The 22681-nt window shown below is 62.8% G+C and carries 22 protein-coding genes and 2 tRNA genes; 10 read left to right on the forward strand and 14 right to left on the reverse strand.

Features of this window, described 5'->3' with window-relative positions; all coding sequences use genetic code 11:
• Positions 1–23 precede the first annotated feature (23 nt).
• Positions 24–1880: a Stk1 family PASTA domain-containing Ser/Thr kinase gene (pknB, locus tag AQZ59_RS02455; protein WP_062612842.1), complete on the forward strand. Its 1857-nt coding sequence runs from the start codon at positions 24–26 to the stop codon at positions 1878–1880.
• A 76-nt stretch (positions 1881–1956) separates the two neighbouring features.
• Here pknB and AQZ59_RS09625 read toward each other — a convergent pair whose 3' ends face one another.
• On the reverse strand, positions 1957–2115 hold the full coding sequence (locus AQZ59_RS09625) for a hypothetical protein (RefSeq protein ID WP_162839026.1): 159 nt from the start codon (positions 2113–2115) through the stop codon (positions 1957–1959).
• A complete protein-coding gene (locus AQZ59_RS02460) occupies positions 2115–2897 on the reverse strand; it encodes a class E sortase (RefSeq protein WP_062612844.1) in 783 nt (260 codons plus the stop codon). The genes AQZ59_RS09625 and AQZ59_RS02460 overlap by 1 nt, the downstream gene beginning before the upstream one ends.
• 148 nt (positions 2898–3045) lie before the next feature.
• Here AQZ59_RS02460 and AQZ59_RS02465 point away from each other — a divergent pair, with 148 nt between their 5' ends.
• Positions 3046–3321, forward strand: a complete 276-nt coding sequence (locus AQZ59_RS02465) for a cell division protein CrgA (protein ID WP_062612846.1) — start codon at positions 3046–3048, stop codon at positions 3319–3321.
• Between the two features lie 268 nt (positions 3322–3589).
• Here the strand turns inward: AQZ59_RS02465 and AQZ59_RS02470 are convergent, their stop codons facing one another.
• On the reverse strand, positions 3590–4231 hold the full coding sequence (locus AQZ59_RS02470) for a rhomboid family intramembrane serine protease (protein ID WP_070808044.1): 642 nt from the start codon (positions 4229–4231) through the stop codon (positions 3590–3592).
• 69 nt (positions 4232–4300) lie between these two features.
• The gene (locus tag AQZ59_RS02475; protein WP_062612849.1) at positions 4301–4822 is read right to left on the reverse strand and encodes a peptidylprolyl isomerase; all 522 of its coding nucleotides are present in this window, start codon (positions 4820–4822) and stop codon (positions 4301–4303) included.
• 206 nt (positions 4823–5028) lie between these two features.
• On the opposite strand from AQZ59_RS02475, the gene AQZ59_RS02480 reads away from it, so the two are divergent.
• Positions 5029–5868 (forward strand): hypothetical protein, encoded by an 840-nt coding sequence (locus AQZ59_RS02480; RefSeq protein ID WP_062612851.1) that lies wholly within the window; start codon positions 5029–5031, stop codon positions 5866–5868.
• A 249-nt stretch (positions 5869–6117) separates the two neighbouring features.
• Here AQZ59_RS02480 and AQZ59_RS02485 read toward each other — a convergent pair.
• The 10 genes from AQZ59_RS02485 to dnaA form a co-directional block, all read right to left on the reverse strand.
• A tRNA-Ala gene (locus tag AQZ59_RS02485) sits at positions 6118–6190 on the reverse strand.
• Positions 6191–6313, reverse strand: a complete 123-nt coding sequence (locus AQZ59_RS09725; RefSeq protein ID WP_210382915.1) for a DLW-39 family protein — start codon at positions 6311–6313, stop codon at positions 6191–6193.
• 23 nt (positions 6314–6336) lie between these two features.
• A tRNA-Ile gene (locus tag AQZ59_RS02490) sits at positions 6337–6410 on the reverse strand.
• A gap of 149 nt (positions 6411–6559) precedes the next feature.
• A complete protein-coding gene (locus AQZ59_RS02495) occupies positions 6560–6979 on the reverse strand; it encodes a DUF3566 domain-containing protein (RefSeq protein WP_062612853.1) in 420 nt (139 codons plus the stop codon).
• A 60-nt stretch (positions 6980–7039) separates the two neighbouring features.
• Positions 7040–9691 (reverse strand): DNA gyrase subunit A, encoded by a 2652-nt coding sequence (gene gyrA / locus AQZ59_RS02500; RefSeq protein ID WP_413788359.1) that lies wholly within the window; start codon positions 9689–9691, stop codon positions 7040–7042.
• A 6-nt stretch (positions 9692–9697) separates the two neighbouring features.
• Positions 9698–11731: a DNA topoisomerase (ATP-hydrolyzing) subunit B gene (gene gyrB / locus AQZ59_RS02505; RefSeq protein WP_062612855.1), complete on the reverse strand. Its 2034-nt coding sequence runs from the start codon at positions 11729–11731 to the stop codon at positions 9698–9700.
• Between the two features lie 227 nt (positions 11732–11958).
• On the reverse strand, positions 11959–12531 hold the full coding sequence (locus AQZ59_RS02510) for a DciA family protein (protein ID WP_062612857.1): 573 nt from the start codon (positions 12529–12531) through the stop codon (positions 11959–11961).
• Positions 12524–13852, reverse strand: a complete 1329-nt coding sequence (gene recF, locus AQZ59_RS02515; protein WP_062612859.1) for a DNA replication/repair protein RecF — start codon at positions 13850–13852, stop codon at positions 12524–12526. Before recF ends, AQZ59_RS02510 begins: the two co-directional genes overlap by 8 nt.
• The gene (dnaN, locus tag AQZ59_RS02520) at positions 13853–14989 is read right to left on the reverse strand and encodes a DNA polymerase III subunit beta (protein ID WP_062613149.1); all 1137 of its coding nucleotides are present in this window, start codon (positions 14987–14989) and stop codon (positions 13853–13855) included.
• A 345-nt stretch (positions 14990–15334) separates the two neighbouring features.
• The gene (gene dnaA, locus AQZ59_RS02525) at positions 15335–17014 is read right to left on the reverse strand and encodes a chromosomal replication initiator protein DnaA (RefSeq protein WP_330218609.1); all 1680 of its coding nucleotides are present in this window, start codon (positions 17012–17014) and stop codon (positions 15335–15337) included.
• 351 nt (positions 17015–17365) lie between these two features.
• On the opposite strand from dnaA, the gene rpmH reads away from it, so the two are divergent.
• The 7 genes from rpmH (at position 17366) to AQZ59_RS02555 (ending at position 22650) form a co-directional block, all read left to right on the forward strand.
• On the forward strand, positions 17366–17506 hold the full coding sequence (gene rpmH, locus AQZ59_RS02530; RefSeq protein ID WP_024963111.1) for a 50S ribosomal protein L34: 141 nt from the start codon (positions 17366–17368) through the stop codon (positions 17504–17506).
• On the forward strand, positions 17507–17845 hold the full coding sequence (rnpA, locus tag AQZ59_RS02535) for a ribonuclease P protein component (protein ID WP_062612863.1): 339 nt from the start codon (positions 17507–17509) through the stop codon (positions 17843–17845). It begins immediately after the preceding gene.
• A complete protein-coding gene (gene yidD / locus AQZ59_RS09060) occupies positions 17838–18170 on the forward strand; it encodes a membrane protein insertion efficiency factor YidD (RefSeq protein WP_082661098.1) in 333 nt (110 codons plus the stop codon). The genes rnpA and yidD overlap by 8 nt, the downstream gene beginning before the upstream one ends.
• 10 nt (positions 18171–18180) lie before the next feature.
• The gene (gene yidC / locus AQZ59_RS02540; RefSeq protein ID WP_062612865.1) at positions 18181–19359 is read left to right on the forward strand and encodes a membrane protein insertase YidC; all 1179 of its coding nucleotides are present in this window, start codon (positions 18181–18183) and stop codon (positions 19357–19359) included.
• A 9-nt stretch (positions 19360–19368) separates the two neighbouring features.
• Positions 19369–19950: a Jag family protein gene (locus tag AQZ59_RS02545; protein WP_062612867.1), complete on the forward strand. Its 582-nt coding sequence runs from the start codon at positions 19369–19371 to the stop codon at positions 19948–19950.
• A gap of 75 nt (positions 19951–20025) precedes the next feature.
• A complete protein-coding gene (gene rsmG / locus AQZ59_RS02550) occupies positions 20026–20712 on the forward strand; it encodes a 16S rRNA (guanine(527)-N(7))-methyltransferase RsmG (protein ID WP_062612869.1) in 687 nt (228 codons plus the stop codon).
• A gap of 1101 nt (positions 20713–21813) precedes the next feature.
• Positions 21814–22650: a ParA family protein gene (locus AQZ59_RS02555; protein WP_062612871.1), complete on the forward strand. Its 837-nt coding sequence runs from the start codon at positions 21814–21816 to the stop codon at positions 22648–22650.
• The last annotated feature ends 31 nt before the right edge of the window (positions 22651–22681 follow it).

The raw sequence follows: 22681 nt of genomic DNA on the forward strand, positions 1-22681 counted from the left end.
TGTGAGGGAAAGGAAAGTTCGGCATGGCTGACGTACCCCGTATCCTCGGCGACCGCTATGAGGTCGGCGACCTGATCGGCCGCGGAGGCATGGCTCAGGTGCACTTGGGCTACGACACGCGGCTTTCGCGCACGGTCGCCATCAAGGTGTTGCGCACCGACCACGCCCAGGATCCCACCTTCATCGCGCGCTTCCGGCGCGAGGCGCAGTCCGCCGCCGCCCTCAACCATCCCTCGATCGTGGCCGTGTATGACACGGGCGAAGAGACCGTCATTTCCGAATCCGGTCGCACCCTCTCGCTTCCCTACATCGTCATGGAGTACGTCAAGGGCCGCACCGTCTCCCAGCTGCTGAGCAACGGGGACGCCCTGCCTATTGACGAGGCGGTGCAGATTGTCGTCGGGATCCTGTCGGCGCTCGAGTACTCGCACCGGGAGGGCATCGTTCACCGCGACATCAAGCCGGGCAACATCATGTTGACCCCGGACGGCAAGGTCAAGGTGATGGACTTCGGCATCGCGCGGGCCGTGGCCGATTCGTCGGCCACGATGACGCAGACAAACTCGGTGGTGGGCACCGCCCAGTACCTGTCGCCGGAGCAGGCGCGTGGCGAGGTTGTCGACGCCCGATCTGACCTGTACTCCACCGGCTGCGTCCTGTTCGAGCTGCTCACCGGTCAACCGCCGTTCCGTGGGGACTCCGCGGTGGCGGTCGCCTACCAGCACGTGTCCCAGCAACCGCCGGCGCCCACGTCGATCGCGCCGGACATCCCCGAGTCGCTCGACAGGGTGGTGACGAAGTCGCTGGCCAAGCGCCGCGAGGACCGCTACCAGAGCGCGGCCGACATGCGGGCCGACCTCCTGTCCGCCATCCGTGGCGGGGAGGTGAGTGCTCCGGCCGTCGGCTCGTGGCAGACCCAGGTGATGTCCGCACCCACGCAGGTTTCGACGCCGCCCACGCAGGTCTCAACGCCGCCCACGCAGGTCGCGTCCGTGCCGCCGTCGCAGGTGACGAAGACGTCCACGCAGACCTCGATCCCGCCCGCCGAGGAGCGCTCGCGGAACACGCTTTTCATCGTGCTCGGCATTATTTTGACCATCCTCGCCATGTCCGGAATCGGGTACGCGATCTACAACGCCAACCGCGCCCCCGAGGAGCCGACCGCCACGGTCGCGCAGACCACCGTGCCGGATCTGACCGGCATGAACGAAAGCCAGGTGCGGGCCGCGCTCGAGGAGCGCAACCTCGTGCTCAACGTGGGCGACCCGGTCGAGGATGACAAGATCCCCGAGGGGATCTACGTCTCCTCCAACCCGCCGATCGCCGGCACGGTCAACGAGGGCGACACGGTCACCGTCCACTTCTCCTCCGGCGTCGGCTCGGTGAAGGTTCCCGACGTCGCCAACGGCGTCTACACCCAGGACCAGGCGAAGGAGATCCTAGAGAACGCAGGCCTGCGGGTGGGGCGGGTCGACATCGAGGACGTGCCCGGGCTGGCGAAGGACACAGTGTCCGCCACCTCGCCCGAGGCCGGCAACACCGTCAAGCGCGGTAGCCAGGTCAACCTGGTGGTCGCGTCCGGTGACGTGGTGCTGACGGATGTGCGCGGGATGAACATCGACGACGCCGAAGCCCTCCTCGCCAACGACCTGCGGATTCAGTCGATCTCGATCTCCGAGGTGGAAACCGACCAGGCCGAGCCCGGCACCGTGCTATCCATGAACCCGGCCGCCGGGAAGGTACCATACAACCAGCGCGTCGAACTGGTGATCGCCAAGGAGATTGTGGCGCCCCCCACCACGGAGCCAAGCGAGCAACCGAGTCAGGATCCGGGTGAGCAACCCACTGATCCGGCACCGACGGACGAATCGAGCAAATAGGAATCAGCGCGGCCAAGCAAAGCTTGGCCGCGCTACTTTCTTGGCGTGAAACTGGGCGAGGCGGACCCCGCCGGGGTCACTCGCCGACCGTGTTATCCACCAAGTGAGTGTTTTCCATGACCCACGGGTAGGCATACTCAAACAGCAGGTAGACCACGCCAAAGATCAGGGCAAGGGCCTCCAGGACCTTCAGCCATGTCGGGCCCGGAAGCATGCGCCAAATCGCTCCGTACATTAGTTCGCTCCTTCCACCGCGGTGGTCGCCGGGTCAACAAGCTCCTTCGGCAGGCCATCCTCACGCTTCGTCCAGTAATCGAACTCGGCGTGGACAATCCAGCGTTCATTCGACACGAAAGGCGGGTGGCACGTGGTGATCGTCAGCAGGCGGCGCGTGGCCTCCGACACCGGCGTGCCATTCTTCAGCGAATCAAGTGCCATGAACGGGTCCGGCGCGATCGTCCACACGTCCGTGGGCGACACGATCTCATCCGCGATGATCTTGTATACGTAGAAGGCGTCCGCGGTCTCCACCACCACGGCATCGCCCTCCTTCAAGTTCTGCACGTTCATCATCGGCGCGCCGTACGTCTGCCGGTGGGCCGCCGTCGAGAAATTACCCACCTCACCCGGGAACGCCGTATCCGTATACCTGCCGAACGAACCCTTATCGAGCACCGTGGTCAAGTCCGTGCCGTTCTGGATCGTGTAAGCATACTCGTAGCCAAATGCCGGGATACGCATGATGCCGATCGTCTCACCCACACCCATGGGCCCCGACCACTCCGGCGGCGGGCCCGGCTGCGGCTCCGCAATCCCGTCGTCAGCAACCTCGCCGTACTCCTGACGCAACGTGACAATCGCGGCCTGCTGCTCACGGTTCGCTTCAATATCCGTCCACCAGATCTGCCACACAATGAACAGCCCAATGACGAGCCCAGCAGTGATCATCAGTTCCCCAATGACACCAAGGATACGGCCGAACAGGGATGGTTTACGCCGTGCTTGGTCCGCCTTCATATCATCTCCTCGAATTGACTGGCTCAAGCATAGTGTATTTCATCCCTCCCACCTTCCCCAGATGCGAAAACTAACCCTGTGGATGATTCCCGTTTTTCCTTTTATCCGTATAGGATTTGGGGGTACGTTCCGCATAGAAGGATGAGCGATGCCCGAATCGAAGAAGCGCAAGAAGGTCGTTGAGCGCAGGATTGCCCAGCAGCACGCCCAGGAGAACCGCAAGGCCGCGGCCCCCGAACAGTCCCCGCGCTGGTGGGTTCCCGTCATGGTCGGCCTCGCCGTGCTCGGCCTGATCATCATCGTCATCGCCTACATCACCGGCGGTCGCTTCCCGATCCCCGGTCTGTCGAACGGTAACATCAACATCTTCGTGGGCATCGGCTTCATGCTGGTGGGCTTCCTCATGACGATGGGCTGGAAGTAGCGCGCTCACTGACCGCCCAGCCCGGCGCAGGCGTCGGGTGTTACTAACTGGTAAGTCTGGGCCCACAAAGCTCGGTTTTCAGCACGGAACCTTTCAGATTCACGAGTTAGCTTCACGCCCGCCTAAATAACATTCATGTAATTCTCCACAGGCCAAGCCACAGCTGAGGACAACTCGAATTACACTCATGTAATTCTCCACAGGGTAAACCACACCTGGGGATAGATGAGGCTAAAAATGCAGGGGAGGTAACGCGGCCTCGTTGCCGCTAAATCCACAGAACGAGGGCCGTCAGCACCGGCACCAGCAGGCCGGCGGCGACCTCAAGAACAGTGCGCTTACGCCTCGCCGGGAAGCTCTCGCGGATGGATATCCACGCCCAGGTCAGCAGCGCGCCCACGATCAGCCCGCCCACGTGCGACTCCCACGAGATCCCTGGAACCACAAAGCTGTAGACGAGGTTAACGCCCAGGATCGTGAAGATTCCCGATATGTTCGCATCCACCTTGCGCGAGAGAATGACGAGCGCGCCAAACAACCCGAAGATCGCGCCGGACGCACCCACCGCGCCCACGTTCCACCCTCCGGTCAAGTTCGCCACCCCATACACCGCGGCGTTACCCGCGATCGCGGACAAGAAGTAGAGCGCCAGGTACCTCACCCTGCCGAGCGCCGGCTCGAGCACCCGCCCGAGCAGCCACAGGGCATACATGTTGAGCACCAAATGCCAAAAGCCGCTGTGGAGGAAGGCGGACGTAATGAAACGGTACGGCTGCACCTGTGCGAGCGGAGGGTAGAACATGAGCTCCACCCCCACCTGGGGTTGCAGCCGCTCCACAAGAGCCATGATCCCACACGCCACGATGAGCACGGTCGTGGCAGGGGCAGGATTACGACGCCGAACGGCCATCCGCCTCCGGAAACCGGGAATTTCGCGATTGTGGTCCGACATCCCGGACCTTTCGGCGTCGTACATCTGCTAGTCGGCGACCGTCACCGAGTTAATGACCACGTCCTCCACCGGGCGGTCCATCGGGCCGGTCTCAACGGCGGCGATGGAGTCGACGACAGCCTGCGAGTCGGCGTCGTTGACCTTGCCGAAGATGGTGTGCTTGCCCTGCAGCCACGTGGTGGGGGCAACCGTGATGAAGAACTGCGAGCCGTTCGTGCCGCGGCCGCCCTGCTTGCCGGCATTGGCCATGGCGAGCACGTAGGGTTCGGTGAAGTTGAGCTCGGGGGCGATTTCGTCGTCGAAACGGTAGCCCGGGCCGCCGGTGCCGGTGCCGAGCGGGTCGCCGCCCTGGATCATGAAGCCGGCGATGACGCGGTGAAAAATGACGCCGTCGTACAGCGGGTCAGTGGTGGGTTCGCCCGTGCGGGGGTTGAGCCACTCGCGCTTGCCGGTGGCAAGCTCGGTGAAGTTCGCGACCGTCTCCGGAGCGTGCTCCGGGTAGAGGTCAATCTTGATGTCTCCGTAATTTGTATGCAGTGTTGCTTCCATAGGGCTAATCCTCCCACACCCGCGCAGGTCGGGCCGGTTTTCTCCACGCATTCATTTGGGTACACCGCTATCGGCGAAATTTACTCTGTCAACGAAAAGGGGCCCTGTTTGCCGAGGTAATTCGGCTAGCGTCCTGCGAAACGGAGCTCTACGTGGAAAGATAAGGGTTACGCGCGGCACAACGCCGTCCAGCAGTGGAGGTAAACATGTCTTTGTTCAAGAAGAAGAGCACGAAGGAGAAGGTGGCCGACCAGGTCGAGCCGCTGGCCGAGCGTGCGGCAGAGGTTGGTAGCCAGCTTGGCTCCCTCGTGAAGGATTCGGTGCGAGCCGCGGTCAATTGGGCGGAGCCGCTTGCCGCCGACGCGTACGGGAAGGCCGCGCCCTACGTCAAGGACGCTTACGACAAGGCTAACGACGCCGCCCATGACGCGTACGAGAAGGCCGCGCCCTACGTCAAGGACGCTTACGACAAGGCTAACGACGCCGCTCACGACGCCGCGGAGAAGGCCCGCCCGCTCGTCGCCGATGCGACCAGCCGGTATGAGGAGACGTCGGCGCTGGTGCGGGAGGACTACCTGCCGCGTGCCAAGCGTGCTGCTCACGCCGCCCTCGAAGAGGCAAAGTCCGGTTCTGGCGACCTGGCCACGCGCGCGAACGCTGTGGTCGCGGCGTCGAAGAAGGAGCTGGCCAAGCCGGAGAAGAAGCGTGGCCTGCGCAAGTGGGTTGGCTTCCTGGCCGTTGCTGGCGCGGGCGCCGTTGCAGCGTACGTGGCGTGGGCGCGCTCGAAGCCGGTGCAGGACCCGTGGGCCGAAGCCTACTGGGAGGACGTCTCGGTGCCCACGGATGAGTCGGCTGCCAAGCCGGAGGATTCCGAGACCCCTGCGAAGGATAAGGTCGAGGAGCAGGCCGCCGCTCATGAGGTCATCCAGGAGGAGGTCTCGGAGGCGGAGCTCAAGGAAGAGGAGCTGAAGGAGAAGGTGGCCAAGACTCGCGAGGAGGAGGCCGCTGAGGCAGCGGGCCTCATCGACGAGGACAAGGAAGACTAGTCCGAGCCAGATTCCGGTCAGCTAGCCGCTGACGGGGATTGAGACACAGCCTATCTGTTGGGGGCGGGGTGCGATACGCACCCCGCCCCCAGATGTTTCGGCCGCGCTGAATGGCCCGGGATCCTGGGTTTGTCGTGCTTAGTGCGTGGACGCCTTCAATTACCGAGACGCCGTTTCCATGGGTATCCAACTCGATATCCGAAAAACGATGATGGTGGCTTTTCGTTGATATTTAGCGGAATTCATTTGTGGAGCCTACGGGACTCGAACCCGTAACCCCCTGCTTGCAAAGCAGGTGCGCTACCAATTGCGCCAAGGCCCCTTAAAGATCAACCGGGTCGGTCACTTGCTGCCACGTGGCTTGACGCTGCATGTTCTTCTGAACCTGGAGGAACACGATGTATCCTCCCAGGCCGGCCAAACATACCAGAGCAAACCTCTTCATCGTGACCTTCCTCGATTAACGAGTGGGCGTACGTGGACTCGAACCACGGACCTCCACATTATCAGTGTGGCGCTCTAACCGACTGAGCTATACGCCCCGTTCCTAACGGATGCCGAATTAGGTTAACTCATTCTCCCGCACTTCTCCAAACCGGATATGACCTGAGCGCTCGACGTCACATTTCTGCCGCCGCGTCCGCCAACCGCTGGCCGGCCCACCGAGCCGCCCGCGAGCGAGCCACCCGGGCTACTCGTCAGTGACAGTGATTCCGAGCCCGCCGACCAGCATAGCCACCACGTTGTAGAGCAGTGCCATGACCGTGCCGAACAGGGTCATGAGCACGACCTCAATAACGCCCACCACCACGGCGAACGAGACGACGCGCCCGAACTGCATGAACTGACCCAGCTCGAGCAGCGGCGCCGAGTTCAGCGTCACGAGCAGCTCGTCGATACGCGCCCACACGTGCATGGCGTCAAGCGTGAACCACAGGAGGATCGCGGCGATGACGATCATGATGCCCACACCCACCGACACGAGGAAGGACAGCTTGAGCGCTGACAGCGGGTCGATGCGCGAGATAGTCATGCGGACGCGGCTGATGCCAACGTCCAGCCGCTCCTCCGCCGCGTCGACGCTATCGGGGGTATGCGTGGTCTCGGTCATGAGAGATCTCCGTCGTTGATGTTGCTACTGGTATGACGCTACCGCTTTTTGCGCGCCCGCTCACCCTTCTTGGGGCTGATTGTCGATCTGGTCCGACGACGCCGTTGCCCCGCCCGCGTCCACAGGCGCGGCCACGTCCTCATCGGCTGCGACCGAGTCGCCGGATCCGACCGTCTCGCCCAAGGCGACAGTGTCCGCGGAATCGGCGGAATCCGAGCTGTCAGCGCTGTCAACGCTGTCCGACTCGAAGACGGGCGCCATCGCGAGCACGCGGTCGCCGCTATCGGGGCGGACGAAACGCACGCCCTGGGTGTTGCGTCCGGTGAGGTTGACTTCGTCCACGCGCGAGCGGACCACCTTGCCGCCCTCCATGATCACCACGACCTCGTCCCCGGGCTTGGTGATGAGCGCGCCCACCAGCTCGCCGCGGTTTTCAGCCACCTTGGCCACACGGATGCCGAGGCCGCCGCGGTTCTGGGGCCTGTACTGGTCTTCGCTGGTGCGCTTGGCGAAGCCGCCGTCGGTGATGACGAAGACTTCCGAGTCCTCGCGCACCACTTCCATGGCGAGCAGCGAGTCGCCGTCGCGGAACTTCATGCCGCGCACGCCCGCAGTGGCGCGGCCCATGGGCCGGAGCGAGGAGTCGTCGGCTGTGAAGCGTAGCGACTGACCCTGGCGGGACACGAGGATGAGCTCGTCGCCTTCGTTGATGAGCTGGGCGGAGACCACCTGGTCGGTGGAGCCGTCCACGTGTTCGCGCAGGTTGATGGCGATGAGGCCGCCGGTGCGGGCCGAGTCGTAGTCGGCCAGCTTGGTCTTCTTCACCATGCCGTCCTCTGTGGCGAGCACCAGGTAGTCGGCTTGGTCGTAGGTGCGCAGCGTGAAGGCGGAGGCGATCTCTTCGCCCGGCTGCAACGCGAGCACGTTCGCCACGTGCTGGCCCTTCGATTCGCGCGAGCCCTCGGGGATCTCGTATCCCTTGACCCGGTAGACCCGGCCGAGGTTCGTGAAGAACAGGTGCCAATCATGTGTTGAGGCGATCCCCATGTGCTCCACGACGTCGTCACTGCGCAGCGTCGTCCCCTTGACGCCCTTGCCGCCGCGGCGCTGGGCGCGGTACTCGGAGACCTTGGTGCGCTTGATGAAGCCCGAGCGGGTCACGGTCACCACTATCTCTTCCTCGGGGATGAGGTCCTCCACGGTCATTTCGCCGTCGAAGGGGAGGATGATGGTGCGGCGGTCGTCGCCGTAGCGGTCCACCACCTCGTTCAGTTCCTCGGAGATGATCGCGCGCTGGCGGGCGGGCTTGGCCAGGATGTCGCGGTAGTCCTCGCACAGGTCGAGCTTCTCGTCCCGCTCCTCGACGATCTTCTGCCGCTCGAGGGCGGCCAGGCGTCGCAGCTGCATGGCGAGGATATGGTCGGCCTGGATCTCGTTGATCGCGAGCAGTTCGATGAGCCCGGTGCGGGCCTCCTCCACCGTGGGCGAACGCCGGATGAGGGCAATGACCTCGTCCAGCATGTCGAGCGCCTTGACCAGGCCCTCGAGGATCATGAGGCGCTCTTCGGCCTTGCGCAGGCGATAGGCGGTGCGTCGGCTGATGACCTCTACCTGGTGCTGCACCCAGTAGTGGATGAATCCGTCAAGCGAGAGGGTGCGCGGCACGCCGTCGACCAGCGCGAGCATGTTGGCCGAGAAGTTGTTCTGCAGCTGGGTGTGCTTGTAGAGGTTGTTGAGCACCACCTTCGGCACGGCGTCCCGCTTGAGCACGACCACGATGCGCTGGCCCGCGCGGCCCGAGGACTCGTCGCGGATGTCGGCGATGCCGGACAGCCGCCCGTCCTTGACGCCCTCCACCATGCGGTCAAGCAGGCGGTCGGGGTTGACCTGGTAGGGCAGGTCGGAGATGACGAGCGACGTGCGGCCGTTGACCTCGTCAATCTCCACCTTCGCGCGCTGGGTGATCGTGCCGCGGCCTGTGCGGTACATATCCTCGATGCCCTTGGTGCCCAGGATCGTGGCGCCGGTGGGGAAGTCGGGGCCGGAGATACGCATCATGAGGTTGGCGAGCAGCTCGTCGCGCGTGGCGTCCGGGTGCTCGAGGTACCACTGGGCTCCCGCGGCGATCTCGCGCAGGTTGTGCGGCGGGATCGAGGTTGCCATGCCCACCGCGATGCCCTCCGAACCGTTGATCAACAGGTTCGGGATGCGGGAGGTCAGCACCACGGGCTCTTGGACGGAACCGTCGAAGTTGGGCTGGAAATCGACCGTGTCCTCGTTGATATCGCGGACCATCTCGACAGCCAGGGGAGCCATCCGCGCCTCGGTGTACCTCGGCGCGGCCGCACCCAAGTCACCCGCGGTACCGAAGTTACCCTGGCCGGCCACCAGCGGGTAGCGCAGGTTCCACGGCTGGACCATGCGGACCATCGTGTCGTAGATGGCGGCGTCACCGTGCGGGTGGTAGTGACCCATGACGTCGCCGACGATCTTCACCGACTTCGAGAACGCCGAATCGGGCCGGTAGCCGCCATCCCACATCGCGTAGATGACGCGGCGGTGGACGGGTTTCATGCCGTCGCGCACATCGGGCAGGGCGCGCCCCACAATGACCGACATGGCGTAGTCAAGGTAGGAGGTCTCCATCTCGCGCTGGAGGTCGACATCCTTGATGCTGCCGTGTTCAAAGTTCACAGTATTCTCACTCACGATTAATCCTTAGATGTCGAGGAATCGCACGTCACGGGCGTTGCGCTGGATGAAGCTACGGCGCGAACCCACGTCCTCACCCATGAGGATAGAGAAGGCCTCGTCCGTGGCGGCGGCCTCCCCGATGTTGACCCGCTTGAGCGTGCGGGTTTCGGGATTCATCGTGGTGTCCCACAGCTCCGAATCATTCATCTCGCCCAGGCCCTTATAGCGCTGAATGCCCTGGCCCTCGGCCTTGGGTAGCTTCTTGCCGGCGGCCATGCCTTCCTTCAGCACCGCGTCGCGTTCGGCGTCGGAAAACACATACTGGTGCGTGGCATTCGTCCACTTGATACGGTACAGCGGCGGCATCGCCAGGTAGATGTAGCCGGCCTCGATGAGCGGGCGCATGTAGCGGTAGACGAGGGTGAGCAGCAGGGTGGCGATGTGCTGGCCGTCCACGTCGGCGTCGGCCATAAAGACGATCTTGTGGTAACGCAGCTTGTCGATGTCGAACTCCTCGCCCACGCCCGTGCCGAACGCGGTGATGAGGTTCTGGATCGAGTCGGAGCTGAGCGCCCGGTCGAGCCGCGCCTTTTCCACGTTGAGGATCTTGCCGCGGATTGGCATGATCGCCTGGTGGCGAGGGTCGCGGCCGTTGACGGCCGAGCCGCCCGCCGAATCACCCTCCACAATGAAGATTTCGCACTCTTCGGGGTTACGCGACGTGCAGTCCTTGAGCTTGCCCGGCATCGACGCCGACTCCAGCACCGACTTGCGACGCGTCGCCTCGCGCGCCTTCCGCGCTGCGATGCGCGCCTGGTAGGCCTGCGTGGCCTTGCGGATGACTTCCTTCGCCTCCGACGGGTTCATGTCCAACCAGTCGGAGATGTGGGCGTACGTCTGCTGCTGGACGAAGGTGCGGGCTTCCGTGTTGCCCAACTTCGTCTTCGTCTGGCCCTCGAACTGCGGCTCGCCAAGCTTGACGGAGATGACGACGGCAAGGCCCTCGCGGATGTCATCGCCCGAGAGGTTCGGGTCCTTCTCCTTGAGCAGGCCCTTGTCACGCGCGTACTTGTTGATCACCGAGGTCAGCGCCGTGCGGAATCCCTCCTCGTGCGTGCCGCCTTCGGTGGTGTTGATCGTGTTAGCGAAGGTGTGGAGGGTCTCGGAATACGACGCGGTCCACTGCATGGCCACCTCCACCGAGATCTTCTTCTCCTCGTCCTCAGACTCGAAGTAGATCGGGTCGGTGTGAACGGGTTCGACCTTCTTGGTCTTGACGATGTGGCGCACGTAGTCGAGCAGGCCGCCGTCGTAATGGTAGGAGACCTCGAGGTGCGGGCGCTCCTCCGCCGCGAGCGAGTCCTCCGTGCCCACGACCTCCTCGCCCTCCGGAACGGCCTGCGGCCGCTCGTCGATCAGGGTGATGCGCAGGCCCTTGTTGAGGAACGCCATCTGCTGCAGGCGGTGGCGCAGGGTCTCGAAGTCGAACGTGGTGGTTTCGAAGATGTCGCCGTTGGGCCAGAAAGTCTGCGTGGTGCCGGTTTCGGTGGTGGGCTCACCCTTCTCCAAGGGCGCCACGGGCACGCCGTTTTCGTAGGAAATCCGCCAGACGTAGCCGTCGCGCCGGACCTTGGTATCCATGCGCGTCGACAGCGCGTTGACCACCGACACGCCCACACCGTGCAGACCGCCTGACACGGCGTAGCCGCCGTTGCCGAACTTGCCACCCGCGTGCAGCACGGTCATGACCACCTGGACGGCTGGCAGGCCCTCCGTGGGGTGAATATCCACCGGGATACCGCGGCCGTTATCGGCCACCCGGCACCCGCCGTTCTCCAGCAGGGTAATTTCGATGTGATCGCAGTAGCCGGCGAGCGCCTCGTCCACCGAGTTATCAACCACTTCGTAGACCAGGTGGTGCAGGCCGCGTTCGCCGGTGGAGCCGATGTACATGCCCGGGCGCTTCCGGACGGCCTCGAGCCCCTCAAGGACGGTGATGTTCGACGCGTCGTACGACTGGTCCTCCGAGACCGCGCCGATCCGATTATTTTCAGCCACGCTTGGCAACTCCTCTACCTGTGGTCTACATCTCTAAATAAGCCCTAGGATCGCCTGGAAGGCATTGAGGCCCGTTTGGGTAGGTATCTACACCATGAGACCAAAAACTAATTATAGCGCGTTTTGGACGCAAAATCTCGCCACATGTCCTCCCAGAGAGGTTCGAAACTCGTGAGCGTGGCCCGTGGACATCTTTCCGACGACGCCGTCCCCCGGCAACCGCCTCTTCACCCGTAGGTGTCCCGCGGTCCGCGCCCTGGCACCGAGTAGCGCCCGTGCTTCCACGAGCGCGCGAACGGCCCGCCCACCACGATCTCTTTCACGACGCCGGGGCCCAGCTCCTCCTCCAACCGCTTGTCGAGGAAGGCCGACAGCGCGCGCATCTGCGTCTGCCACGACGTCGACCCCGCCCGCAGCGTCAGCACCCCGTCCTCGAAGCTCTCCACCTGGCAGTTGTTCGCGATTGCCTCCCCGACGATATCCGGCCAGCGCGCCGCCATCGATCCAATCTCCAGCTGTGTGCCCCACCCCCGGGTTTTCACGAGGTGGTCAAACACGATGCCGAGCGGCTTCGGGTCCCGCTTCGAGGGCCGCGAGCCGGAACCAACGTCTTGCCCGGGGATGGGGACCACCACGTCCTCCCCGATTTGCTCGGCCTCCCGCTCAATCCGCGCCGCCATCCGCACACGCACCCAGCCCTGGGCCTCGGCCATGAGCCGTGCCCGCTCGAGTGCCTCGAGAGGCAGCTCGTCACCGTACTTTTCCGCCGCCGCGCGCTTGGCCTGCGCGATCCTATCCATCGCTGCCCACGGTATCCGCGCCACCGTCCACGTCACGTCCCACGTCAGCGTCCGTCACGACGCCGCCCGGCGCGCCTTCGCCGCCAGTACGGCCGCCGTCGTCGAGCCGCGTCGCCTTCCCGCGGGTCACCGCAAACCGGATCCCGCCGAGTGGCGGCAGGTCGTCTCCCACGGCGGCGGTGACGAACACCTGCTCGGCGTTGGCGATGATCTGGGCCAGCCGCAGCCGGCGCCGGGAGTCAAGTTCGGCGAAGACGTCGTCGAGGATAAGGATCGGCTCCTCGTGCTCGGCCCAGTCCCCGGACTCGTGCCCGCGCAGCAGGGCCCACGAGCCGAGCCGCAGCGCCAGCGCATACGACCACGACTCCCCGTGCGACGCGAATCCCTTCGCCGGCAACGTGCCGAGTGAAAGCTCAAGTTCGTCACGGTGCGGCCCCACCAGGTTCACCCCACGTTCGATCTCCGCCCCGTGCCACTCGCGCAACGTCTCGCGCAGCTTCGCCTCCACGGCCGCCGCGTCCCGCAGCTCCGTTTCGTGTTTCACGACGCCGTCCGCCAGCTCGGTGCCGTCCTCTCCCGCGAGCTGTGCGGCGGTGGGAAGGGCCCAGTTCCGGCGTTCGTCGAGATTAGCGGCGTAGTCGATGCGGGCGACGTCGTTGCCACCCGACACGTCGGCGTAGTAGCTCGCCACGTGCGGGCGCAGGCCAGCGATGATCTCGGCGCGGGCGGCGATGATCTGCGCGCCGTAGCGGGCGAGCTGGTCGTCCCACACCTCGAGCGAGGATTCGTCGACCACCCCGCCACGCCGCCGCGTTTTTTGTAGGGCCTTGAGCAGCGCGCCGCGCTGGCGGAGCACCCGCTCGTACTCGGCCTTGACCGAGGCCAAACGTGGACGGAACTGGATCATGAGGTTGTCGAGGAATCGGCGCCGATCCGCGGGATCTCCCTTGACCAGGCTCAAGTCCTCCGGGGCGAACACCACGGTCCGCACGATCCCCAAAAGGTCCGCCGGGCGGGCGTTGCCCCGGTTGATCCGGGCGCGGTTGGCCTTGCCGGTGATAATCTCCACCTCGACCATCGTCTCCGACTCCCCGCGCCGCACCTTAGCGCGCACGACCCCGGCGCCCGCGCCCTGCCGCACGAGCGCGGCGTCGGCAGCCACCCGGTGCGACGAAAACGTGGCCAGGTACCCGATGGCCTCCACCAGGTTCGTCTTGCCCTGGCCGTTCTCACCCACGAAGGTCACCACTCCGGGCTCGAACTCGAGCACGACCTCGCGGTAGGACCGGAAGTCGTTGAGGGCCAGATCGGAGATGTACACCTAGTTTTGGCCGAAAGTCCGAATCGGCATGAGGAGCAGGCGGAAGTCGTCCTCCACGTTGCCATCCTTGTCCTGGGAGGTCACCACCGCCGGCTTGGTGGGGTGGGTGAATGACAGGCGCACGGTCGGCTCGTCGATCACCGCGAAACCTTCCTGCAGGAAGATCGGGTTGAAGGCCATCTTGATGTCCTCGCCCTCGAGCGTGGCGGGCAGGACTTCGGAGACCTGAGCGTTGTCGCCCTGGCCGGCCTCGAGCATGACCTCGCCCTCGGAGAATGACAGGCGCACGGCCGCATTCTTCTCCGTCACCAGACGCGAGCGCTTGATCGCGTCGAGGATCTCCAGGCGGTCGAGCTCGACGTGACCGTTGACCTCGGTGGGGAACAGCGAGCGGACCTGCGGGTATTCGCCATCGATGAGCTGGATCGTGTTCTGGCGGTTGCCGGCCGAGAAGCCGATGAGCGCGCCCATCCCCTCATCCTGGAGCGAGATCTCCACGTCCGACACGGTGCCGAGCGCCTTCGCGACGTCGAGCAGGCGCGAGGCGCGCACGAGGATGCGGGTGGAGTAGTCGGAGTGCACCGGGGCCCACGCCAAATCGCGGATCGCGAGCCGGTAGCGGTCGGTGGCCATGAGGGAAATCTGGTCGCCCTCGATCTCGATGCACACGGAAACGAGCATGGGTAGCGTGTCGTCATTCGAGGCAGCGATGGTCACCTGCGAGACGGCCTTCTCCCACTCCGCGCCATCCACCTTGCCGATCACCGGCGGCATCGCCGGCAGGTCGGCGTAGTCCTCTGCGGCCATGGTCTTGAGAGTAAAGTGCGAGCGGCCGCAGGAAATGTCAAACTTCCCGCCGTCCCTCTCGATTTCGATCGGCTGATTGGGCAGGGAGCGCGAGATCTCGGCGAGCAGCTTGCCGTTGACCAGCACCTCGCCCGGCACCATCACGTTCGCCGTGTTGATAGTAATTTGCGAGGAAATGTCCGAATCGCGTGCGCCCATCGTGACCGTGCCGTCTTCCTCGGCCACGATGTGAATGCCGGCAAGGACGGCGTTGGCCGGCCGGGAGGGGATCGTGCGCGATGCCCAGGTCACGGCGTCAGTAAATTCCTTATGATCGACGCTAAATTTCACCGTCAAACCTACTTTCTATTATCTGGCTCCTACTTTAGCGATCCGACCCCGCGTGCGCCCATTCGTTCGAGCAGTCGGTGGCCAAGGTCGTCATTTCGGAAGTTCATGGGTAGTAGATGTAGTAGCCTTTGTGGATTTCGTGGATAAGTCCATCTTCGCTCGATCCCTCGCGCTTTCATCCCTGTGGATATCTGTGGGATTACCCTGTGCCTATCTTGGCGCCGGTGTGGATGGGACACTTTTGAGTGTCATATGCTCGCAGTTTTCGGCCACTTCTCCACACGTTTCGAGCAGAAACTGGCTCGGTTAATCACACATGATGTGGACAGCGAGCGGCGAGCGCAGCTACCTGTTCTCGGATAGCTGGGCCTGTTCCTTGGCCGCCTGCTTGATGCGCGAGGTCAGCTCGGCGACCTGGTTGTAGATCTCCTGCTTTTCCGCCATGAGGCTCTCGACCTTGCGCAGTGCGTTGAGCACAGTGGTATGGTCGCGGCGGTTGAAGGACTCGGCGATCTTCGGCAACGACAGGTCGGTCATTTCCCGGCACATGTACATCGCGATGTGGCGTGGCTGGGTGAGTGAGCGGGTCCTCGTGGGCGACTTCAGGTCCTCGGCCGTGATCCCAAAATAGGAGGCCACCTGGTTCATGATGAGCGCCGCAGTCACGGTGAACGAGCTCGGGTCGCTCATCATGTCCTTCAGCGCGCTTTCGGCCACGTCGAGCGTGACCGGCATATTGAAAAGTCCGGCAAATGCGGTCACGCGCCGCAGTGAGCCCTCCATCTCGCGCACGTTCGTGGTGATGCGCGAGGCAATGAATTCGAGCACGTCGCGTGGGACCATGAGCTTTTCGGAAGCTGCCTTCTTCTCCAGGATCGCGATTCGGGTCTCGAGGTTCGGCAGGTCGATGTTCGCCACGATTCCTGACGCAAAGCGCGAGATCATGCGCTCCTCGAAGCCGTCGAGCAGCCGGGGCGCCACGTCGGAGGTGATGACGATCTGCTTGTTCGCAGTCGCCAGCGCGTTAAAGGTATTGAAGAACTCCTCGAGCGTGCCCTCCTTGTGGGAGAGGAACTGGATGTCGTCGATGAGCAGGATGTCCACCGATCGGAAGAGGTTCTTAAAATTGTGACCCTCTTTGCGCATCATGGCGTTGATGAACATGTTCGTGAATTCTTCTGAGCTCGTGTACAGCACGCGCGATCCGGGGAAGAGGCTGAGGAAGTAGTTGCCGATCGCGTGAAGGAGGTGGGTTTTGCCCATGCCCGAGTCCGAGTAGAGGAACAGGGGGTTGTAGGTGGAACCCGGCGCCTCCGCGACCGCGAGGGCGGTGGCGTGCGCGAAGCGGTTTGACTCGCCAATCACGAAGTTGTCAAACGTGTAGCGCGGGTTGAGGTTCGCGATCGACTGGTCCTGATTCTTCTCGATCCGCGGCAGCATTGTGCCCAGCCCGGACGGGATGTGATGCACCGGTTCGGCTTCGGCGGGCTTGTCAGCGACGTCGCGCGAGGAGGGTCCGAACAGGTCCGGCGACGACGGGCTGCCAGTTGCACCCTCAAAATCCGTCACGGGTGGGAAACCGTGCGCCACCTGGAGGTTCGATGATTCTTGTTGGGTTCCCGACGCCGGCATCCCGGTTGCGCCCGGACCTGCGGGATCGGCTGGGGCGTCGTTGTCGACCACATGGAGCTGGCGCTCGGGGGCCTGCCACTGCGGGACGGGCTGGTTCGGTGTGGTTTGCTGTTCGGTGAGCGAGGGGTCCACGGAGATGACCAGGCGCACGGACCGCCCGAGGATGGCCGAGAGCTGATTTTCCATGATGGTGGACACGTGCTCGGCGATCCAATTTTTTACAAACTCGGAGCCAACTCCGATCATGAAGATGTCGTCCACAGTGGCGAGAGGGTGTGCGAGGCGCACAAAGGCCGCCTGGGAGTCGGAGAGGTCGCCCTGGGCGCGGAGGAGCTCACTGGCCGCTGTCCATGCATCGCGTGCAGGTGAGCCGTCCATCATTTCTCCGATCACTATTTTTTCTGGGACTCTTCATAGTAGAGGATAAAATGTGGAAAGTCAGATTAGTTATCCACAAGCTTGTGCACACGTGTGGATATTACACTGCTGTAATTCACAGGCCCAAATGGCGTGTTCACGCGCGAAAGTTTTAACCTTTAGGGGAAGGAAAAATGTGGATGATATTAATAAATGGAATTACTCCAGTCTGGGCATTCTTGGGGTCTTGAGATATCCATCACCGCCCCGCGCGCGTTCCTTGACCTTTCGGCTAATTCTTCAGTAAATTCGATAAGTCATGTGTGCTTTGCACACGCGCTCCGCATGGAGTGTTTTCGTTATCCGATCTAGTTTAGGTGGTCACCCATGACTACGAAGCGCACTTTCCAGCCGAACAACCGTCGTCGCGCCAAGACCCACGGTTTCCGCAAGCGCATGTCCACTCGCGCCGGACGCGCCGTCCTCGCCGCACGTCGCCGTAAGGGTCGCGCCAAGCTCTCTGCGTAAATGCTCTCTGCAGCGAACCGACTGCGCAGGCCGGAGGACTTCCAATTCGCCTTCCGCTCGGGGTTACGCAGCGCAAACAGATACGTCGTCGTTCACGTCGTGAAGGGCGAACCGCAAGCCGGCCCTCGGGTCGGCTTCACTGTTAGTAAGAAGGTGGGCAACGCCGTCGTACGAAACAAGGTACGCCGGCGTCTTCGCCATATTATGAGGGACCACCTCGACGTCGGCGCGGAGCTCGTCGTCGTGCGCGCGCTACCCGCCGCGGCGGAGGCGAGCTACGAGGAGCTGACCCGGGCCGTCGTCGTGCAACTCGAACGTGCGGGGGTGACGCGTGGCTAAGGGCGTCTCTCGCGCGCTGCAAACCGGCATCCGCTGGTACCAGCGCAGCATTTCCGCAGGTCAGCCCAGGCGGTGTCGGTACCAGCCGACATGCTCGGCCTACGCTTTCGAATCAATTGAAGTTCACGGCGCGATTAAAGGTACACTTTTAAGTATCTGGCGGTTGCTGCGGTGTAATCAATGGTCGAAGGGCGGGGTGGACTGGGTTCCCGAAAAGGGAAAGTGGCCCACCAAGCCGTTAGGCTACAAAGAACTCATCGCACTGCGCGAACAGCAAGAACACGACCATCAGGCAGATAGCCATGGCGATGGTCACGACGCTTAGGAGCGTATAGGTGGATACCATCCTCTTCCCCCTCATGTGGATCATTTCCTACATCATGTACGGGATTCACACCGCACTGACCGCGATCGGGATGCAGGCGGGCGCCGGGCCCGCGTGGGTACTGTCGATCGTGGGCCTCACGATCATCATCCGCATCCTCATCATCCCGCTGTTTAATAAGCAGACCAGGGCCTCGCGCGCATCGCAGGAGCTCGCACCCGAGATCCGCAAGATCCAGAAGAAGTACAAGGGGCGTACCGACCAGGTCTCCCAGCAGCGCCAGCAGGAAGAAATGATGGCGCTCTACCGCGACCACGGCACGTCGCCGTTTTCGGCCTGCCTCCCGGCGCTCATCCAGATGCCGATCTTCTTCTCCCTTTTCCGCCTGCTCTACGCGGTTTTGCCGATTTCCACCGTCTCGTACCAGCGCCCGTCGATTGGCCCGATCAACCAGGCCGTGGCCCAGGAGATCGGCGAGTCTACGGTCTTCGGTGCCCCGCTCGTGTCCTCGATCTCGACGGCGAACAGCTTTTCCCTGCCCACGAACGTCATCGTGGTGGCCGTGGTGCTCATCGCCCTCATGATGGCCACCCTGTTCTTCTCGCAGAAGCAGATCATGACGAAGAACCTGCCCGAGGACTCGCAGGACCCGGACAACCCGGCATACAAGATGCAGAAGTACATGCTTTACGGCATGCCGTTGATCTACCTGTTCTCCGGTTCGGTGTTCCAGGTGGGCGTGCTCGTGTACTGGCTGACCGGAAACATTTGGAACATTGGCCAGCAGACTTGGCTTATCACCAAGAACCCCGCGCCCGGCTCGCCGGCCTATAAGGCCCGCCAGGAGCGGCTGCGCGCCAAGCGCATCGCCAAGGGCCTGCCGCCGGAGGAAGAAGAGTCGCCCACCGAAGTGTCGGTGGGTCAGCGCGAACAGCCCCTCGGCAAAAAGCGCTCCAAGAAGGCCGCAGCGAAGGGCGTTGAGCCCGCCGCCGACGTCGTGAACGGCGCCGCCGCCGACATCGCCGAAGAAGAGTATGAGATTCGGGGACTCGACGGACTCACCGACGCCGAGCGCGCCCAGAAGCGCTACGAGCGGCGGATGGCCGAGCGGCAGCGGTCGAAGACCAAGAAGAACAAGAAGCAGCAGGCTAAGCAGCGCCAGCAGAACCAAAAGAAGCGCAATTTTTAGGGGATAAAGATGAGCGAAGATACTTCCAAGCTTGATCAAGAAGGCGACATCGCCGCAGACTACCTCGAGGAGCTGCTCGACATCGCGGACCTCGACGGGGACATCGAGATCGGTGTCGAGGCCGACCGCGCCTCCGTGGCGATCGTGTCTGACGACGGCGGGGACCGCCGGCTCAAGCGCCTCATCGGCCGCAAGGGCGAGGCACTCGATTCGCTACAGGAGCTGACCCGCCTGGCGGTCCAGCAGGAGACCGGCGAGCGTTCGCGCCTCATGCTCGACATCCTTGGCTACCGCGACAGCCACCGCCGCCACATCGCGGAGATCGCACAGCGCGCGGTGGACCGCGTGGAGGAAACCGGAGAGCCCTACTCGATGAAGCCGATGAACCCGTTCGAGCGCAAGGTGGTCCACGACGTCGTGGCCGCCGCCGGGCTTGTGTCTGATTCGTCGGGCGTGGGCCAGGACCGCCACGTGGTCATCACCCTTCCCGATGATGATTACGACGACGACTACTCTGGCGACAGCGCTGAGAGTGCGGAAAGTGCCGACAGCGGGGAGAGCGCGGAGAGCGCCGAGTCCGCGGACGAGTAAGCAACGCTGATGCGGGGGCTGGCTGCGGCTGGCCCCCGTTTCTGTAGGTAGTGGTAGAAGAGGGAGCGTGTAGAGATGTCGGATGCGAGGAAGTCCGGGTGGGAGCCGGCGAGTGCGCGTGTTGACGTGGTGAGAGTGGAGCCCACGCCGGAGGGCGGCGCAGGTCACTTTGGTGTTCGCGAGTGGGAGCGGCTCGTTCGCTTCGGAGAACTGCTCGTGGAGCAGGGTGAGCTGCGCGGCCTCATTGGGCCGCGGGAGCTGGACCGCTTGTGGTCGCGCCACCTGCTGAACTCGACTGCCGTGTCGGAGTTCGTGCCCAACGGGATGAGGATCGCGGACGTAGGGGCGGGAGCCGGATTTCCTGGAATGGTTCTCGCTATCATTCGCCCTGACCTTGACGTCGACCTCATCGAACCCATGGAACGACGCACCGACTGGCTCCAGTTCGTCACCGATGAACTGGCGTTGGAGAACGTGAACGTCATCCGCGCCAGAGCCGAAGATCTACCCAAGACATATGCCGTGGACGTCGTGACCGCCCGCGCAGTCGCCGCCCTCAAGAAGCTACTCCCCTGGACGCTACCACTACTCAAGCCCGGCGGACGGCTTGTCGCACTCAAGGGGCAGCGGGCCGAGATTGAAGTAGCCGAGGCCGAGAAGCAACTCATGAAATACCGGGCACAGTCTGCGCGAACGATGGACGTGGATGTGTGGGGAACTGACGAGGGCACAAGGGTAGTTGAGGTCGTCAAGATGAAGTAGTGAGCGGTTCAGGCTTTGTAGTCGGAGTCTGGCCGTCAGCGCGATGTTTCACGTGAAACAGTGTCGTGAGTAGCGAATGCTGCGCGAATGTTTCACGTGAAACATTGGGCATTTGGTTTCGTCTGCGGTAGAGACGCCGGTTCTTAAGGCGGTGAAACTTTATGTCGCCGCCCCGGTGTAGCCACCTGCGGTTCGGGTCGTTCTTTATCTACTTTCTGGCACCTCCGCACTTCCGTTTCACGTGAAACATCGCAGCCGGCCGAGCTATCTGGCCCCCCACGGTTCTAATGCCGTGTCGTACCGAAGGAATTAAGCGTTTCACGTGAAACAGCAAATTTGTCTGTGACAGCCTTCCCTCCATTTGACTGCAATGCAGGTACTTGAACTGATAGCCATGCGTTTAACGTGAGGCACTACGGGCGGTTATAACGCCGTGCCTCCGCTGGCACTTCACGTAGTGTGCTGTTTCACCGTTTCATGTTTCACGTGAAACACCGCTCTGGTGCTTCTGTCTGCGGAAGTGTCGCCGGGACGTCCGGCAGGGAGCGTCATTTTTCCGTTCCTTCGTAGTTACTTCGGGCGCTGTTCGGGACAGGTCCTTCGGTAGCTTCCTTTAGATTTCCGTTTCACGTGAAACGTCATAGTCTTTTGAGGCGGCTTAGTCTGCAATTCCTTGTAACGTGCCGTCGCTCTTCGGCTGTTGAACGTTTCACTTAAAACATTCGAATTGAGTAAACTATATCGTTTCCGCCAACGTATAGCACAAGACAGTTGGGAACCGAATAGTGTTTCACGTGAAACGGTTGACAGGCCCTGTGGACATCACAAGTGCTGTGGAGAGGCGCGACTGTTTCACGTGAAACGCGGTCAGTTTGATGGAGAAATTAACCAGTCAACGTTCGTGCGCGGGGCCGATGTTTCACGTGAAACATCGCTCGAAAGCAGTTCAGAAGCGCGATTGTCGGGGCACTCCGATAGAATGAATTCCTAACAACCCGAGGAGCAGAAGTGGCAGATCCCAGACGTCAAGCCGAGCGTCGCCGCGGCACTGAGCCCGTCAAGCGTACTTTTGAAGAGCAATTCACGGAAGCGGCATCCCCAGTGGGTGCAGAACTCCTCCGTGACAGGAAGACACTGCGAGGACTTCGCGGAAAAAAGCTTCCCAAGCCCGAGCAGACCAGAATCATTGCGGTCGCAAATCAAAAGGGCGGCGTCGGAAAGACGACCACGGCGGTGAACATCGCTGCGGGACTCGCGCTCGGTGGTCTCAAGGTGCTGGTCATTGACGCGGATCCCCAGGGCAACGCCTCGACGGCTCTTGGAACTCCGCACACGCCCGGCACCGAGTCGCTGTATGAAGTTATGATGGGCCAGAAACCTCTCGATGAGGTCACCTACCAATGCCCGGACATCGTCAACCTGCAAGTGGTTCCATCGACGATCGATCTTTCGTCGGTCGAGGTCTCACTCATCATGGAATTCCGACGGGAATACCGCCTCAAGGAAGCGATAGAAGCCGCTAACCTGGACGACGACTACATCATCATCGACTGCCCGCCCAGCCTCGGGCTCCTCACGCTGAACTCCCTCATCGCCGCTCGCGAGGTGCTGATCCCCATCCAGGCGGAGTACTACGCACTGGAGGGCCTGACCCAGCTGGTCAACACCATCAACATGATCAAGGAATCAGCGAACCCGGAGCTGCACATCTCCTCGATCCTGCTCACTATGTTCGACAAGCGCACCAACCTGTCACAGGACGTCGCTGCCGATGTGCGCGAGCACTTCCCGGAGCAAACCCTCACGGTCGAGATCCCTCGCAACGTGAAGATCTCCGAGGCGCCCAGCTTCGAGCAGACCGTGCTCACGTATGACCCGCGTTCGGCCGGAGGCGTCGCCTACCTCGCCGCCGCCCACGAGATCGCCAACCGGAGGTAAGAATGTCTGACAAGAGAAGAGCACTCGGACG

Origin of the sequence: Trueperella bernardiae (assembly GCF_001469025.1) — a bacterium.
GTDB classification, from domain to species: Bacteria; Actinomycetota; Actinomycetes; order Actinomycetales; family Actinomycetaceae; genus Trueperella; species Trueperella bernardiae.

Bases quoted from the DNA above. Each gene is read 5' to 3' on its own strand.
- pknB (WP_062612842.1), top strand. From the start codon at position 24: ATGGCTGACGTACCCCGTATCCTCGGCGACCGCTATGAGGTCGGCGAC.
- AQZ59_RS09625 (WP_162839026.1), bottom strand. From the start codon at position 2,115: ATGTACGGAGCGATTTGGCGCATGCTTCCGGGCCCGACATGGCTGAAG.
- AQZ59_RS02460 (WP_062612844.1), bottom strand. From the start codon at position 2,897: ATGAAGGCGGACCAAGCACGGCGTAAACCATCCCTGTTCGGCCGTATC.
- AQZ59_RS02465 (WP_062612846.1), top strand. From the start codon at position 3,046: ATGCCCGAATCGAAGAAGCGCAAGAAGGTCGTTGAGCGCAGGATTGCC.
- AQZ59_RS02470 (WP_070808044.1), bottom strand. From the start codon at position 4,231: ATGGCCGTTCGGCGTCGTAATCCTGCCCCTGCCACGACCGTGCTCATC.
- AQZ59_RS02475 (WP_062612849.1), bottom strand. From the start codon at position 4,822: ATGGAAGCAACACTGCATACAAATTACGGAGACATCAAGATTGACCTC.
- AQZ59_RS02480 (WP_062612851.1), top strand. From the start codon at position 5,029: ATGTCTTTGTTCAAGAAGAAGAGCACGAAGGAGAAGGTGGCCGACCAG.
- AQZ59_RS09725 (WP_210382915.1), bottom strand. From the start codon at position 6,313: ATGAAGAGGTTTGCTCTGGTATGTTTGGCCGGCCTGGGAGGATACATC.
- AQZ59_RS02495 (WP_062612853.1), bottom strand. From the start codon at position 6,979: ATGACCGAGACCACGCATACCCCCGATAGCGTCGACGCGGCGGAGGAG.
- AQZ59_RS02510 (WP_062612857.1), bottom strand. From the start codon at position 12,531: ATGGATAGGATCGCGCAGGCCAAGCGCGCGGCGGCGGAAAAGTACGGT.
- rpmH (WP_024963111.1), top strand. From the start codon at position 17,366: ATGACTACGAAGCGCACTTTCCAGCCGAACAACCGTCGTCGCGCCAAG.
- rnpA (WP_062612863.1), top strand. From the start codon at position 17,507: ATGCTCTCTGCAGCGAACCGACTGCGCAGGCCGGAGGACTTCCAATTC.
- AQZ59_RS02545 (WP_062612867.1), top strand. From the start codon at position 19,369: ATGAGCGAAGATACTTCCAAGCTTGATCAAGAAGGCGACATCGCCGCA.
- rsmG (WP_062612869.1), top strand. From the start codon at position 20,026: ATGTCGGATGCGAGGAAGTCCGGGTGGGAGCCGGCGAGTGCGCGTGTT.